We start from the raw sequence: 15,087 nt of genomic DNA, 5'->3' as shown, positions 1-15,087 counted from the left end.
AATTCATCCAAAAAGGAACTTCGATAAATGAACGGTGACAATCATTCGCCAATTCAATCTTTAAAAAATCAAGCTGTCTCAATAATTATTGCAGCACTTATCGCAATTGCCATTGTTTTTATTACACTAAGTGAAAAAAATACCAGACAAACGGTATACCAAGAATATCAAACTTATATTAATAACCAAGTACGTGCACAAGCCAACTTGCTACAAAATCAACTCAAAAAAAGCCGCCAGCAAGTAAATTTTTTGCACTCTACCCCACCGATAATGGGGATCTTTCGTGCCACGCAACACGATGGAATAGACCCTTACGATGGTACGCCGTTAAGTCTTTGGAAAGAGCGGTTAAATACCATTTTTGTAAGTTATGTTGAAAACAACCCAGATATCAAACAAGTTAGATACATAGGTATCGCCAATCAAGGTAAAGAGCTGGTCAGAGTCACTCGGCACAATCAGAAAATCTCAATTGCCACTGATAACCAACTTCAACATAAAAACACTGAATTATATTTTGAAAAAGCTAAAAAATTATCGCCTAACGAAATTTTAATCACTGATATCACACTTAATCAAGAATTTGGCAAAGTCGAATATCCTTACTGGTTTACCTACAGAGTAATCAAACCGGTTTTTAACACAAACAACGAACTGTTTGGCATCGTATTAATCAATTATGATGCTGATAAACTTATTACGGCACTTTGGCAAAACCTAGCAGATAACACGCAGCTATATCTGTTAAACCAGCATGGTTACGCCATATCTTTTCCTGATAATATTCATAACTATTTGTTTGATACAACTGAGTCTGCTAATTGGGCTTCGCGTTTTCAACAATCAGATGATTTATCAGAGCAGCAACAGACAGTTGCAAACAACGATGCTTTACTTTTTGCCACGCAAAACGTGTCACTAAACGCCCCGCACATAGGCTCACATTTACAGCTTGTCATCACTGTCGATAAAACACACCTAATCACTATCGTCGCGACTCGACGCAATGAAATAAGTAGTATAGTGCTTATCGCAACGGGCATCTTAATTGCTATCATTTTGTTCTATCAAAGCCACATTGCGAATAAAGCTAAATTAACCAACACGTTAAAGGAATTTGAAGCGATTGTAGACAGCTCGAAAGATGCGATATTTGCAATTGATCATCAAGGCTTGGTTACAAAGTGGAATATTGCCGCCAGCGAAATGTTGGGTTATCCAGCACACTACATAATTGGTAACAGTATATTTGATACCTTTCTGGCCAGTGGTTACCCTCATATCACTAAACAAACACTGAGTACCTTAAGCCATGATAAATCAACACAACATTATTTCGAGTTAAAAGCCAAAAAACACAACGGCGATTTAATTGATGTCGCCATGACACTCTCCCCCATCAATAAATCGCAAACCAATAATGTTCAATTTGCTGCGATTGTCAGGGATATCTCCGATCAAATTGCGTATGCCAATAAAATCAAGAAACTAAATGCAGAGTTAGAGTCAAAGGTACAAGAGCGAACACAACAATTGGCAGATGCACATGATAAAGCCCTTGCAGCGAACAAAGCCAAAAGTGAATTTGTCGCCAATATGAGCCATGAAATTCGCACACCGATGAATGGGGTATTTGGCATGCTAGCATTGCTAAAACAAGAAACCTTAACCGACAGACAGCAACATTATGTTGAGCTGGCTGAAAGCAGCGTTTCTTCATTGACAACATTGATCAATGACATTCTCGATTTCTCTAAAATGGAAGCTGGTAAATTAGACATTGAAAATATCGAGTTTGATATTGTTGAAACTATCAGCATTTTAGCGACTTCATTGGCGATAAAAGCGCATGAGAAAGGATTAGAGCTCGTTTTAGATTTGGCAGACATGCCAGCCTTAATCGTATATGGCGACCCTCACAGGTTAAAACAAATCATCACCAATCTGATAGGTAATGCGATTAAATTTACCGACCAAGGCGAAATTATTATATTTGCCCATATCAAACAAAAAATGAACTCAGAAAGAATATTTGAATGCTCAATCTCAGATACCGGCGTTGGGATATCAGATGCTAAAATTAACAATATTTTTTCTGCATTTTCTCAGGAAGACGCCAGTATTACCCGCAAATTTGGCGGTACGGGTTTAGGTTTGTCCATTACTAAAAAACTTTGCGAACTAATGGGGGGTAAGATTTCAGTAGAAAGTAAAAAGGGACAAGGCACCAAGTTTACGTTTGAATTACCATTCACATTAGTGGAAGAAACTGAAGCAAACACGATTAATATCTCTGGTACGCAAGTTATTTTAGCCGATAACCATCCTGAATCGCTAAAAGCTACAACCCGCCTGTTAAATAAATGGGGTGCTCAAGTTGTCGCGTTAAACAATATCGATCAATATGCAAAATATCGCAGCGAACAAAACGCTCCCGATGTGGATATCATTGAGTTAAAAGACTTCTCATCCAGCATTGCATCTATGATAAAAACCAAGCCTGCACATAAAGGTATTATTGCCACCAGCTATCAATACTCTAATGCAACAAGCACCCAATATTCAGGTTTATCTCAAACTCAATTCAATATCATTGAAGTTGTTAAACCCATTACCCCACTAAATCTTTCTCGAGTATTTGGAAAATTAAATATTAAACATCAAACAAAGGCAAAACGCATTAGCAGACAACATGTCACGCACAATGCGTTAAGTGGTGATACCACAATCAGATTAAAGCCCAACCTAAATACCTCTGAGCGTTATAAGATCTTAGTGGTCGAAGACAATGAGATTAACCACGCTGTCGTCGCCGGTATGTTAGCTGACTATCCATTTGATTTATTACTTGCCTACAACGGTGTTGAAGCATTAGAAGTATTAAAAAATCAAAAAAACGCAATCGCATTTATCTTAATGGATTGCCAAATGCCTGTTATGGACGGTTTTACTGCAACAACAAAAATTAAATCAGGTGTCGCAGGCGAGCAACACAGAAAGACCCCAGTTATTGCGTTAACTGCTGGCGCAATGACAGGTGACAAAGATAAATGTTTAATGGCTGGTATGGTTGACTATATCAGCAAACCAATTCAGCCTGAGATATTTAAAGAAACGATAGAACACTACTTAGCACTATTTCAACAAACACCCGATTTATCAACACGGCCAAACGTCAATAATGTCAACCAACCAACTGAACCGCTTGATGTCAAGCTGCCGTCAAAAGCCGAAAGCATTTGGGATAAAAAATCAGCACTACAAGGCTTAATGAACAATAAAAACGCGTTTAAACGGATCCTAGATATATTTAAAAGTGAGACGCCCAAGCTAATAAAACAATTGGAAAGCGCTGTGCTGCAAAAAGATCAAAGCACGGTAGAACAAGTGTTATTATCCTTACATAACAATGCCAAGACAGTAGGCGCTTACAAACTTGCACAAATAAGCCAGAACCAAAACTTTCAAACGTTAGATGAGAGTGCAGCCAAATTAACACATTTAAAATTAGCAGCAACAGAGTTACTGAATGAAATAGACAATGCTCAGCTAGACTAATACGCTTTGCGTATTGCTATATTTCATTTGTTGCCACCAATGTTCATCGGCGTCAATCTCACCATTGTCGTCGACTTTAGGGTAAGGCAAGCCTTTGTTATTGCAGATTTCCGCATAAATTGGATGGCCACGTTCAAATAAAATACGTTGTTGCTCGTCTTGCGGTAAAGTGCAAGTACCATACATACCCGCTGCCGCTCTTTGTCTTTGCGCTTCATACAATACCAGCGCGCTGGCAACAGAAACATTTAGCGACTGCACCATACCAACCATGGGTATAGCAATATGCGCATCGGCGTCAGTCAAAACCGCATCTGATATCCCATCTCGTTCTTGGCCAAATACAATTGCCGTGGGTTGGGTATAGTCAATTTCACGAAAATCGACTGAACGGTCAGATAAGTTGGTCGCCAAAAGTTGTATTTTTTGCTGGCGCAACGCTCGAATCGCACGTTGGCTGCTATCGTGTTGAATCACCTGAACCCAATTCTGACTCCCTCTTGCCGTACCTGTGCGCATACGCAATGGATTATCATTGCTCATCACCGCATGCACATAATGTACACCGACCGCATCTGAAGTCCGTACGATTGCAGATAAATTGTGGGTTTTATGAACGTCTTCTAAACAAACGGTCAGATCGGTCTGACGGTTGTTTAACATGCGCTTGATACGTTGTAGCCTTTCTGGGGTCATAATATTATGCAGTGGTAGGGATTGAATACGGGCGGTTAAGCTATCAATAACCGCCCATTGAGTCTTTAGTTAATGCCTGGAATTTCCATCACACCATCAATTTCAATTTGAGCACCTTTTGGTAATTGGTTAATACCAATTGCAGCACGTGCCGGGTAAGGTTTTGCAAAATACTGAGACATAATTTCATTGACTTGTGCAAAATTACCCAAATCTGTTAAATAAATATTAACTTTAGCCAGATCATTTAACGCCCCCCCTGCTGCTTCACATACAGCGGCCAGATTTTTGAATACTTGATGTGCTTCATCAACAAAACCGGTCGTGATCATTTCCATGCTTTCTGGAATAAGAGGTATTTGACCGGATAAATAGACGGTAGAACCAACTTTAACCGCTTGGCTGTATGTGCCAATTGCTGAAGGCGCTTTATCGGTAGAAATAACTTGTTTAGACATAATAATCTTTGCCTTATCTTCTATGGCGCACAATGCGCTGAACTTCTTCAATATGGCGCACTTTTTTCATAATTTGCGCCAAGTGGATTCTGTCGTTTACGGTTAATATCAAATCAACCCGATACAGATAGCTGTCTTTTTCTTCTGAGTACAAACTTTGAATATTTGAACCCATTTTGGCAATCGCACTGGTCACTTTTGCCAATGCGCCATGGACATTGTGTAAATCAATACGCAGCGCACATGGAAATTCTTCATTAGGAGAGTTGTCCCAACTAATCGCAAAATATTTTGAAGGCTCGGCATGATGGTCTCTGACATTGTGGCAAGAATCCATATGGACAACAATACCTTTACCCGGACTGACATGACCGATTATCGAATCTCCCGGTATAGGTCGACAGCATTTACCAAAAGACACCAACATACCATGTGCACCTTTTATCGATACTTTTTTCTCGACATAAGACTGCGGCACTTCATCTACATCATCTCGTTTTAATAGTTTGCGCGCTATCACCATACTCATCAAATTGCCTAAACCTATTTCGGCCAGCAGTTGATGTACGGTTTGCATTTTAGTCTCGGCTAAAACGGCTTGAATATTCTCATCCGGAATATCATTCAAATCAGCCTCACCCAAGGCTACTTTTAATAATCGCTTGCCGAGATCGACCGATTCTTCACCTTTTAGATTTTTCAGATAATTACGAATCCGTAATCTAGCCCTAGGTGTAATGACAAAATTTAACCAGTTCGCATTTGGCCGTGCACCTTTCGAGGTGACAATATAAACCGTTTGCCCATTTTCTAGTGGCTGATTCAATGGTAGCGGTTTTTTATCAACCGTCGCACCGACACAGGTAAAACCAATATCAGTGTGCAAAGAAAATGCAAAATCAACCGGCGTGGCACCTTTCGGTAATTCAATTATGCGACCTTTAGGGGTAAATACGTAAATTTCTTCCGGAAATAAATCTGACTTTACGTTTTCAATAAATTCAAAAGAACTGCCCGCACTTTGCTGCAACTCTAATAAACTATTCATCCAGCGCTGTGCTCTGACTTGCGCGGTTGTCCCACCGGTATCATTGCCATCTTTGTACAACCAATGCGCAGCGACACCGCGGTCTGCGGTTAATTCCATATCATGCGTGCGAATCTGAATTTCAACCGGAATACCATGCGGCCCGATTAAAGAAGTATGCAATGACTGATAACCATTGAGTCTCGGAATAGCGATATAATCCTTAAATCGATTATCAATCGGTTTATAAAGATTATGTACAACACCTAACGTGCGATAACAGGTATCAAAGTTATCTACAATGATGCGAAAAGCGTAGATATCCATTACATCATTGAACATTAACTCCTTGTTCTTCATCTTTTTATAGATGCTGTACAAGTGCTTTTCGCGGCCTTTTACCACGCACGCTATATTGGTTTCAGCAATACGTTTACGAATTTCATTGCCGATTTTTTCAATCACGTCCTTGCGATGACCTCGCGCACTTTTTACTGCAGCGCCCAGTGCGCGATAACGCATTGGGTACATTGCTTTAAAACCTAAATTTTCAAGCTCATTTTTAATGTCATGAATACCCAGGCGGTGCGCTATCGGCGCATAAATTTCTAATGTCTCGGTCGCAATACGGCGTCTTTTATCTGGACGTAAAGCGTCCAACGTGCGCATATTATGCGTGCGATCAGCCAATTTGATGAGAATAACCCGAATATCCTGCACCATGGCCATAATCATTTTTCGGAAATTTTCTGCCTGCGCTTCCTGTTTACTGTTAAAGTGAATTTTATCTAGCTTACTAACGCCTTCCACTAAATCAGCAATGATAGAGCCAAAAGTCTCGGCCAAATCATCTTTGGTTACCTCAGTATCCTCGATCACATCATGCAAAAGCGCTGCACATAATGTTTCATGATCAAGATGCATATGCGCCAAAATACGAGTAACTGCAACAGGGTGAGTTATGTAAGGTTCGCCACTTGAACGAGATTGACCCTCGTGTGCATCACGAGCCACGATAAAAGCGTGTTCAATTAAAGCAGTTTGCTCTGCTGGCAAATAAGTCCGAACTAATTCACCTAAGTCTCGAAATAAATCCACTAACAATATTCCAGCCACAGTTTAATAAAATGACTATTGGGTTGATACGGCAAAAACAAAAGACCCGAGTGCTAGGGCGTGTGAATCTTTGTATTATTTTTGAGCAATAGGCTATTTTAATCATTAACAAAGCAGAATGAGTGGGGGTTAGTCATTCTAAATAAACGAATTCTAATGCCGTTAAGGGTTAAAATAGCCATTGCCCTTCGGGCTGAGGCCAAAATGGTCTTATGCAGCGTTAGAAATAACTTATTTAGATGACTAAACTTCATTATTTCTGCCTTGCCTAAGACCATTTTTTCTCTCAGCTCAAATTATAAACAAAGATAAACACGCCCTAGAACCCGGGTCTATGTTAACGCGGTGCGAACTGCACAGGTTAGAATTATTCTCGGTTTTGCGCAAACGCTGCAACAGCTGCTATCTCAGCCGCTTCTTGCTCTTGTGTTTCGCGACGTTCTTGAGCATCCATAATTTCTGCGCTCATTAAACCTTCTTCAATTTCACGTAAAGCAATTACGGTTGCTTTATCATTATCTGGTTCGACTAAAGGATCTTTTCCTTCTGACGCGATTTGACGTGCACGACGTGCCGCAACCAGAATCAAGTCAAAACGATTACCAACTTGTTCTACTGCATCTTCAACAGTTACGCGAGCCATAGTTACTCCGCTATTTAACTAATACTGACAAAAAGGGCAAATAGTGTACTTTATCATCAAGCTTTCGCCAAGAGATCGCTGAATAAAGCTTGATATTTTTTACTTTGGCGCGCTTGCAGGCAACGATTTGCGCGTAAAATAGCCGCAAGATCGGCCAATGCAGTGTCAAAGTCATCATTCACTACAATATAGTCGAATTCTTGGTAATGCGAAATTTCACTTTGTGCTTCCGCCATTCGCTGCTTGATAACCGCTTCACTGTCTTGCCCACGATTTTGCAAGCGTGATAATAATTCTGCTTGTGAAGGGGGCGCAATAAAAACGGTTTTCGCATCAGCTCTCTGTTTTTTGACCTGACGTGCACCTTGCCAGTCAATATCTAAAAAAACGTCTTTCCCTTGCGCCAACAATGCATCAATTGCCGCTTTAGAGGTGCCATAATAATTGCCAAACACTTCAGCCCATTCGAAAAAGGCATCTTGATCAATCAATCGTTTAAACGCATCTTGTTCAACAAAATGATAGTGCTTAGCGTTTTCTTCGCCCGGTCTGGGTGCACGCGTTGTATGCGAAACAGAAACGGCAGCCTGTTCAGCAAATTGTTGTAAATACGCTTTGATCAAACTCGATTTACCCGCACCGCTAGGTGCCGAAACCACGTATAAAGTGCCATTTACCAACATCAATAATATTCCCAAGCAAAAACACACATTTTATACCTGCGCGAAAAATAAGTACAATTTGTTACGCAAGGTTATTGTCGACGACAGTAAAAAATTAATATAAATAAATTTAAAGTCAGATATCATGGTGACACATTTACATCAGGTTAAGGGCGCTACACATGAATGAAACACATCAAGCATTATTAGACTTTGCTCATGCAATTAAAGACAGTCAGGTAATTTGGGGATTAACAGCCGATGCAGCAGAAGAAGATTGGGTTGTTGTTGAGTCTTTAGAGTTTGAAAATACCGAAGTTTTGCTGGTATGGAGCAGTGAAGCCGCTGCGCAGGCAACCTGTACAGATGAATGGGCCGACTACAAACCAACTGCAATTCCAGTCGCAGAATACTTTGACTTTTGGTTAGAAGCGTTAGGCAAAGATGGTGTTCGTATTGGCATCGACTGGCAGGATGATGCCGAAAATAATGTTGAAGCTGAAATGGTCGAACTAGCGCGTGTTTTAGCAGAATCAGGTGTCTACCAAGACCAGTAATGCGACAAAAAATTTTAATCGGCTGCCCACAGTGGAGCCACACTCAGTGGCAGCATGTTTTTTTTCCGTCTTCCTTGGCTAAAACTCAGGCGCTTAGTTTTTATAGCCAGCATTACAGCAGTGTTGAGGGTAACACGACATTCTATGCTTTGCCCAAAGCAGAAATGGTGCGTAATTGGTCACAGCAGGCAGCTGAGCATTTTAAATTTTGCTTTAAGCTACCCGCGCAAATCACCCACCAAAAACTTTTGCAGAATTGTCAGGCCGACATGCAGCAGTTTATTGAGCTGCTTTCTCCGCTGATTGAAAAACGGCAATTGGGTAAATTATTAATTCAGTTGCCCCCCTACTTTTCTGCGCGGTATTTACCGCAGCTTGCTCGTTTTATTGAAAGTTATCACCAGCAAGTTGATTTAGCGGTAGAAGCAAGGCACCCCAATTTTTTTGCCAAAGACGAAAATGAAAAACAGCTTAACCAGTTATTAATGCAATACCAGATCGACCGAATCATGATGGATACACGTCCAGTACATGCAGAAAGACCGAGCACAGAAGCCATTAGAGATGCTCAACAGAAAAAACCTAAAGTACCCGTACACCTGCTATCTACAGGCAATAATCCAATCGTGCGTTATGTTGGACAAACCGATATACAAGCTAATCTGCCTTATATAAAAATCTGGTTAAAATATTTTAAAAACTGGCTTGAGCAAGATAAACAACCTTACTTATTTATCCATACCGCAGACAATGCGGGTGTCCATCAATTAACAGCTTTATGGTTAGAGCTACTAACGGCCGAGTTAGGTTATTATCCAGCGGATAACCCGCTGCCTAATAGTTTCGATATTGGCCAACAAAACGCATTGTTTTAAGTAGAATCCCCCCCTTTTCTACGCACCAATTAAAAACAATGGTAAACACCTTGCGATAAAACAGGTATATTAAACCGCTCAATACACCTTAAACATAAGAGCAAAGATGAGTGTACAGGACGATTTTTCATTTTCTTCATTAACCCCTGATCTTATATTAGATGCCATAGAAAGCCTTGGGATCTATCCAGAATCTGGCCTAATCGCACTCAACAGTTACGAAAACCGTGTTTATCAATTTATCGCAGACGATAAAAAGCGCTATGTCGTCAAATTTTATCGTCCTAACCGCTGGTCTTCGGTACAGATTGAAGAAGAGCACGAGTTTGCCGCTCAGTTAGCGGCCGAAGAAATTCCGCTGATTGCGCCGATGGCGTTGCAAGGAAAAACATTACATCAATATCAGGGTTACTATTTCACCTTATACCCCAGTGTCGGTGGGCGCTCATTTGAAAATGATAATCTAGATCATCTCGAATGGATGGGACGCTTTATTGGACGCATTCATTTAGTCGGTCAAAAGCAGCAATTTAAAGTGCGCCCGAACTTGTCTACGGATGAGTATCTAAAGCAGGCTAAGCACAATATTCTAGCCAGCAATATGCTACCTAATCACTTAGAAACCGCCTTTTTAGCCATTTTAGAGCCTTTATGTAAAACGGCAGAGCAGCAGTTTAATCAACAGAAATATAACGCATTTCGGCTACATGGTGATTGTCATGCTGGCAATATATTATGGCGGGATGGCCCGTTTTTTGTCGACTTAGATGATGCAAGGAATGGCCCTGCGATCCAGGATATTTGGATGATGTTATCTGGTAACCGAGATCAACAGATGTTGCAATTGGACACTATACTGGCCGGATATGAAGAATTTTGCGCTTTTAATGCAGCAGAGCTTAAGCTAATAGAACCCTTACGCGCCATGCGAATGGTCCACTATATGGGCTGGATTGCGAAGCGTTGGTGTGATCCGGCTTTTCAACACAGTTTTGCCTGGTTTGCTGAAGACAAATACTGGGAACAACAAATTTTGTCTTTCAAAGAACAACTTGCACAATTGAATGAGGAACCATTACGCTTGATGTCTGGTCTATGATACGGTAATTTGCAATCATTAACTTATAATTTCTATTCACTAACAGGAACTCAGAATGAAGAAATTCGTCGCGCTTTTATTTGCCGCCATTTTGATGCCACTTACCGCGTGTGCAGAGCAATTTGAAGCAGGTAAACATTATGAAGAATTATCTAAACCGGCAACCGCAAAACCAGAAATAAAAGAGTTTTTCTCGTTTTATTGCCCCCATTGTTTTGCTTTTGAGCCGATTGTCGACAAAATCAAAAAGAGCATGCCAGATGACGCTAGTTTTATCAAAAGCCATGTGGATTTTATGCCCAGAAATAACAGAGAAGTTGCACAAGGCTTAGGCAAAAGCTTGGCTGCTTTAGAATTATTAAAAGCAGAAGAACAAGGTATCTCAGCACTATTTAAACACTTACATAAAGATAGAAAACGCTTTGATTCAATGCAGGATGTTAGAAGTGTATTGGTTCAGGAAGCTAATATTGACCCTACAAAATATGACTCTGCCTATAAAAGCTTCATGGCTTCAGGTCGGGCAAATCAAATGCAATCAGAACAAAAAAGCTTTAATATCCGCAGTGTACCCACCCTTATTGTTAACGGTAAATACGAGGTTAAATTAGGGAGCGTCAAGTCGGAAGAGGAATACGTCCAGTTAGTTAATTTTTTACTGAATAAAAAGTAACCTCTCAAACCAACTGAATGTGCCGTTTAGGCCTGTCATTCATAAGCTACTAACAACAAAAGGCGAGGTACAACACTCGCCTTTTATCTCTTTAACTTTAATATTCAAGCTCATCTATATTTAACCACAGCGCTTTTTCATCAAACGGAGTTAACTCACTCATATTGGGGTTTTCTAATCGGATAATTCGCCTAGACTTGAGCTTTGATAGTTTGAGTATTTCTTTAGTTAGTGGATGGTTATAAAACATTTCATTAAAACTGCCATCATAAATCGCATTACGAAACCCCTCTTCAATCAAACGACCTAATTTTGCATTGTCTTTGGCAACAAAAAAGTACATCGCGAAGGGATAAATCAGTAATATATTTTTTTCAACGGTCAGTTTTAATTCGGGTCGGCTCTCAACTTCCCCCCAAGGTTCATGCACCGCTCTTGGAAAAAAATCAAAACGTCCACCCTCTAACATATAAAACAAGTTATTATATTTAACCGGGTCAACGACCTTCAAGCCATTGTGTTTTAAAACAAAAGTATCCCCCCAGAATTTTCCTTGCCCAAGTTTTATTTTGCGCAAGTCTTCTAAAGTATGTACATCATTAAACATCGCTTGAGTGTCCTGGCGAATAATAAAAATGCGATGTCCTAACAAACCTTTTAACACTGGAACGCGAATTGGAAAGTACTTTTCTTCATATTGCTTTTGCGTCCCGGCCCAAGCCACCTGCAAGGCACCGTCTTCTAACATACTCATCAATCGCGCTTCGTTAAGTGTTTCGTGCCACTCTTTAAAAAAATAGTTGTCGTTTGAACTACTTTTTTCTAACGCCAGCTTTAAAATATTAGCGATCAGGGTCTCTTTGGGGTTGTGAGCTTGGGCATGCATTATGGTTTTCGCTGCATAAACAGCATTGCCGAAACAAACACTCACGAGTACCAGTGGGAGGATAAACAATTTAATGCGCACGTGGGCGGCTCCAACTTTAAATAGAATAAGTGTAAAAATTTTGTTAAACACTGCTTAAAGATAGCTCAAAATTTAAAGATTACAATGGCTGGTCATTATTAACCGAGCGTTAATAAGTGAGAACGAGGTGGTTTATAAAAAGAATGCCAATCTCATTGACTGGCATTCCAAATAAAAAATGAAAACTTAGAAGCTGGGGACCAAACGTTCAATCAAATCAGCTTCGGCTGGTTTAATCCAAACTTTGGGTTCAGATTCATCGGTAAAATCGATAAAAAAATCATAATCACCCGTTACTTGCGGAATAAAACGGAAAGGCTCAAATTTAGCGTTACAATTTGCTGAAACTTTTGCATCTAATGTAACCAATTGATCCGCTTTTTCGTAATATCCACAATTGGCCCCTAGGCTCCAATTTTCATCGGCAAATTTAAATTCATATGGTTGGCCGTCAGCAATCAATTCAACTGTCGCTTTATATAATTGACCTTCAACCTGCTTCACTTTTGCGTGTTCTTCTATATCCCACCAAGTAAAATTACCACGCAAATACAAAAAGTCTTCACGGTTTTGCACTTCTGTTTGTGCAGGATACGGTGTCACACTACATCCGCTGGTTAATATCGCGGTTATTAGAGAAACAAGTACTAAAACGGCTTTCATACAATTTTCCATTTAATTTTTATTTTTGCAGAACCGAAATATCCGCAACCTGTAAAAATAGGTTTCGAAGCTCTGATAACAACAATAAACGATTCAATTTGACATTTTCATCATCAGCCATAACCATGACATTGTCAAAAAATGCATCGACAGTTTCGCGTAATGTCGCTAATTCTGCTAACGCTTTGGCATATTCACGCTGTGCAAATACAGGTGCCAGTTCAATTTGTTTGGCTGACACTAAGGCATAAAGTTCCTTTTCCTGCTGCTCCTGTAATAGCTCAGTATCCACCACCTGCGGCAATACCGCCGGATTTTTAGCCAAAATATTGCTCACACGTTTATTTGCCGCAGCCAATGCTTCGGCTGCATCCAACAGCCTGAACTCAGAAACGGCTTTAACACGTAAATCAAAATCTAATGGTTCAGTGGGTCTTTGTTCTGATACCGCCTGAATAATTTCAACTTGATAGCCTTGATCCTGATACCAAGCGCGGAAGCGGCCAAACACAAAATCAACCACATCATTCGCCGCAGATTTGTTGGTTAACTTGTCGCCATACAGTTCAATTGCTTTATAGGTGATATCCAATAAATCCAAATTGAGTTTGTTTTCAACAATGATGCGCAATGCACCAATCGCCGCGCGGCGCAATGCGAATGGATCTTTGTCGCCTTTTGGCAATAATCCAATCCCAAAAATCCCAGCTAAAGTATCAAATTTGTCCGCTAGCGCAACTGCGCAGCTAACCGGTGCGGATGGCAATTGATCACCTGCAAATCGAGGTTGATATTGTTCATTCAACGCATTGGCAACCGCTTCTGCCTCGCCATCATGTTTAGCGTAATGCATCCCCATGACACCTTGCACTTCAGGAAATTCCATCACCATTTCGGTCATCAAATCTGTCTTTGACAATAAACCTGCGCGTTTGGCTTGTTCAGCATCTGCATCTATTTTGCTACCAATATAGGCTGCTAACTCTGAAATTCGGCTTGATTTATCAAATAGCGTGCCTAATTTTTGTTGGAAAAGTACGCTCTTTAAGCTTTCTAGACGGCTTTCCAACGTCTTTTTACGGTCGGTATTAAAGAAAAACTCTGCATCGGCTAAGCGTGGGCGCACAACCTTCTGGTTGCCTTGAATAACCTGCTCTGGATCTTTACTTTCAATGTTAGAAATAAAGATAAATTTGTTCATTAATGAGCCGTCTTTATTCAGCACCGGGAAGTATTTTTGATCGCCTTTCATTGTATAAATCAGCGCTTCATCCGGCACGGCAAGAAACTTCTCTTCAAAAGACGCAACGAGCAAAACTGGCCATTCAACTAAGCCTGTTACTTCTTCTAATAGCGCATCATCCATATCCGCAATACCATTTAATTCGGCGGCTTTAGCTTCAACTTGTTGCTTTATTTGTGCTTTACGTTCTGCAAAATCAGCTATCACATACGCTTCTTTTAATACAGCTTGGTATTCATCTGCATGTTGAATAGTGACGCGGCCGCTTGAATGGAAACGATGTCCCTGCAATTGATTACTGGTTTTAACCCCCAGCAACTGGCCGTCAATTGATTGTGCACCATAAAAGACAGTGGCTGTGTGCACAGGTCGAATAAACTGCACATCACTGCTCCCCCAGCGCATTGGTTTTGGAATTGGCAATTTAGCCAATGCTTTATCTGCTATATCAATTATCAACTCAGCAACTGGCTGGCCTTTAACTTCTGCGCGATACATTAACCAAGCACCCTTGTCTGTTTCTAAACGCTCGGCTTGAGAAACATCGATGCCATTACCACGCGCCCAACCTAATGCTGCTTTGGTTGGGTTACCTTCTTTATCAAACGCAGCCTGAATCGCCGGCCCGCGTTTTTCAACAGTTTTGTCTTGCTGTTTGTCTGCTAGCGCACTGACAGTGACCGCTAGACGTCTAGGCGCCGCTAGCCAGTTGACACATTCGTAGGCCAATTCAGCACTATCTAAACCGGCTTGAATATTTTCGGCAAACGCTTCAGCCAATTTGCGCAACGCTTTGGGTGGTAACTCTTCAGTACCTATTTCAATTAATAAATTTTCAGTTGCCATC

13 protein-coding genes are annotated in these 15,087 nt (G+C 40.6%); 5 read left to right on the top strand and 8 right to left on the bottom strand.

Annotated elements, in window-relative coordinates:
- Positions 1 to 27: 27 nt before the first annotated feature.
- On the top strand, positions 28 to 3,561 hold the full coding sequence (locus FNT16_RS07940) for a hybrid sensor histidine kinase/response regulator (RefSeq protein ID WP_143871088.1): 3,534 nt from the start codon (positions 28 to 30) through the stop codon (positions 3,559 to 3,561).
- On the opposite strand, the gene trmH is transcribed toward FNT16_RS07940, so the two are convergent.
- The 5 genes from trmH to gmk form a co-directional block, all read right to left on the bottom strand.
- Complete coding sequence (trmH, locus tag FNT16_RS07935) at positions 3,553 to 4,257, bottom strand: tRNA (guanosine(18)-2'-O)-methyltransferase TrmH (RefSeq protein ID WP_143871087.1); 705 nt, start codon at positions 4,255 to 4,257, stop codon at positions 3,553 to 3,555. The two genes, FNT16_RS07940 and trmH, sit on opposite strands and share 9 nt — an antisense overlap.
- 65 nt (positions 4,258 to 4,322) lie before the next feature.
- Entirely contained in the window at positions 4,323 to 4,715 is a 393-nt protein-coding gene (locus FNT16_RS07930; protein WP_143871086.1) for a RidA family protein, read from the bottom strand.
- A gap of 13 nt (positions 4,716 to 4,728) precedes the next feature.
- Positions 4,729 to 6,840 (bottom strand): bifunctional GTP diphosphokinase/guanosine-3',5'-bis pyrophosphate 3'-pyrophosphohydrolase, encoded by a 2,112-nt coding sequence (gene spoT / locus FNT16_RS07925; RefSeq protein WP_143871085.1) that lies wholly within the window; start codon positions 6,838 to 6,840, stop codon positions 4,729 to 4,731.
- Positions 6,841 to 7,225: 385 nt separating this feature from the next.
- Positions 7,226 to 7,501, bottom strand: a complete 276-nt coding sequence (gene rpoZ, locus FNT16_RS07920; RefSeq protein WP_143871084.1) for a DNA-directed RNA polymerase subunit omega — start codon at positions 7,499 to 7,501, stop codon at positions 7,226 to 7,228.
- Positions 7,502 to 7,557: 56 nt separating this feature from the next.
- Positions 7,558 to 8,184: a guanylate kinase gene (gene gmk, locus FNT16_RS07915; protein WP_221935075.1), complete on the bottom strand. Its 627-nt coding sequence runs from the start codon at positions 8,182 to 8,184 to the stop codon at positions 7,558 to 7,560.
- Positions 8,185 to 8,345: 161 nt separating this feature from the next.
- Between gmk and FNT16_RS07910 the strand changes: the two genes are divergently transcribed.
- The 4 genes from FNT16_RS07910 (at position 8,346) to FNT16_RS07895 (ending at position 11,367) form a co-directional block, all read left to right on the top strand.
- The gene (locus tag FNT16_RS07910; protein WP_143871083.1) at positions 8,346 to 8,720 is read left to right on the top strand and encodes a DUF2750 domain-containing protein; all 375 of its coding nucleotides are present in this window, start codon (positions 8,346 to 8,348) and stop codon (positions 8,718 to 8,720) included.
- The gene (locus FNT16_RS07905; protein WP_143871082.1) at positions 8,720 to 9,595 is read left to right on the top strand and encodes a DUF72 domain-containing protein; all 876 of its coding nucleotides are present in this window, start codon (positions 8,720 to 8,722) and stop codon (positions 9,593 to 9,595) included. The genes FNT16_RS07910 and FNT16_RS07905 overlap by 1 nt, the downstream gene beginning before the upstream one ends.
- Positions 9,596 to 9,701: 106 nt before the next feature.
- Positions 9,702 to 10,694 (top strand): serine/threonine protein kinase, encoded by a 993-nt coding sequence (locus FNT16_RS07900; RefSeq protein WP_143871081.1) that lies wholly within the window; start codon positions 9,702 to 9,704, stop codon positions 10,692 to 10,694.
- Positions 10,695 to 10,749: 55 nt separating this feature from the next.
- Positions 10,750 to 11,367 (top strand): thiol:disulfide interchange protein DsbA/DsbL, encoded by a 618-nt coding sequence (locus tag FNT16_RS07895; protein ID WP_143871080.1) that lies wholly within the window; start codon positions 10,750 to 10,752, stop codon positions 11,365 to 11,367.
- A 97-nt stretch (positions 11,368 to 11,464) separates the two neighbouring features.
- On the opposite strand, the gene FNT16_RS07890 is transcribed toward FNT16_RS07895, so the two are convergent.
- From FNT16_RS07890 to glyS, 3 genes are all read right to left on the bottom strand, one after another.
- Positions 11,465 to 12,334: a diguanylate cyclase gene (locus FNT16_RS07890; protein ID WP_221935074.1), complete on the bottom strand. Its 870-nt coding sequence runs from the start codon at positions 12,332 to 12,334 to the stop codon at positions 11,465 to 11,467.
- A gap of 186 nt (positions 12,335 to 12,520) precedes the next feature.
- Positions 12,521 to 12,997 (bottom strand): early set domain-containing protein, encoded by a 477-nt coding sequence (locus tag FNT16_RS07885; protein WP_143871079.1) that lies wholly within the window; start codon positions 12,995 to 12,997, stop codon positions 12,521 to 12,523.
- A gap of 19 nt (positions 12,998 to 13,016) precedes the next feature.
- On the bottom strand, positions 13,017 to 15,086 hold the full coding sequence (gene glyS / locus FNT16_RS07880; protein WP_143871078.1) for a glycine--tRNA ligase subunit beta: 2,070 nt from the start codon (positions 15,084 to 15,086) through the stop codon (positions 13,017 to 13,019).
- Between the last annotated feature and the right edge of the window lies 1 nt (position 15,087).

Origin of the sequence: Catenovulum sediminis (assembly GCF_007289895.1) — a bacterium.
In the GTDB taxonomy this organism is placed as follows: domain Bacteria; phylum Pseudomonadota; class Gammaproteobacteria; order Enterobacterales; family Alteromonadaceae; genus Catenovulum; species Catenovulum sediminis.
Note: the sequence above shows the minus strand (reverse complement) of the source record. Positions and strands in the feature narration are given on the sequence as shown.

Excerpts from the sequence above, each read along its gene's own strand:
- FNT16_RS07905 (WP_143871082.1), top strand. The coding sequence starts at position 8,720 with ATGCGACAAAAAATTTTAATCGGCTGCCCACAGTGGAGCCACACTCAG.
- FNT16_RS07940 (WP_143871088.1), top strand. The coding sequence starts at position 28 with ATGAACGGTGACAATCATTCGCCAATTCAATCTTTAAAAAATCAAGCT.
- trmH (WP_143871087.1), bottom strand. The coding sequence starts at position 4,257 with ATGACCCCAGAAAGGCTACAACGTATCAAGCGCATGTTAAACAACCGT.
- FNT16_RS07895 (WP_143871080.1), top strand. The coding sequence starts at position 10,750 with ATGAAGAAATTCGTCGCGCTTTTATTTGCCGCCATTTTGATGCCACTT.
- rpoZ (WP_143871084.1), bottom strand. The coding sequence starts at position 7,501 with ATGGCTCGCGTAACTGTTGAAGATGCAGTAGAACAAGTTGGTAATCGT.
- FNT16_RS07930 (WP_143871086.1), bottom strand. The coding sequence starts at position 4,715 with ATGTCTAAACAAGTTATTTCTACCGATAAAGCGCCTTCAGCAATTGGC.
- FNT16_RS07910 (WP_143871083.1), top strand. The coding sequence starts at position 8,346 with ATGAATGAAACACATCAAGCATTATTAGACTTTGCTCATGCAATTAAA.
- gmk (WP_221935075.1), bottom strand. The coding sequence starts at position 8,184 with ATGTTGGTAAATGGCACTTTATACGTGGTTTCGGCACCTAGCGGTGCG.
- glyS (WP_143871078.1), bottom strand. The coding sequence starts at position 15,086 with ATGGCAACTGAAAATTTATTAATTGAAATAGGTACTGAAGAGTTACCA.
- FNT16_RS07885 (WP_143871079.1), bottom strand. The coding sequence starts at position 12,997 with ATGAAAGCCGTTTTAGTACTTGTTTCTCTAATAACCGCGATATTAACC.
- FNT16_RS07900 (WP_143871081.1), top strand. The coding sequence starts at position 9,702 with ATGAGTGTACAGGACGATTTTTCATTTTCTTCATTAACCCCTGATCTT.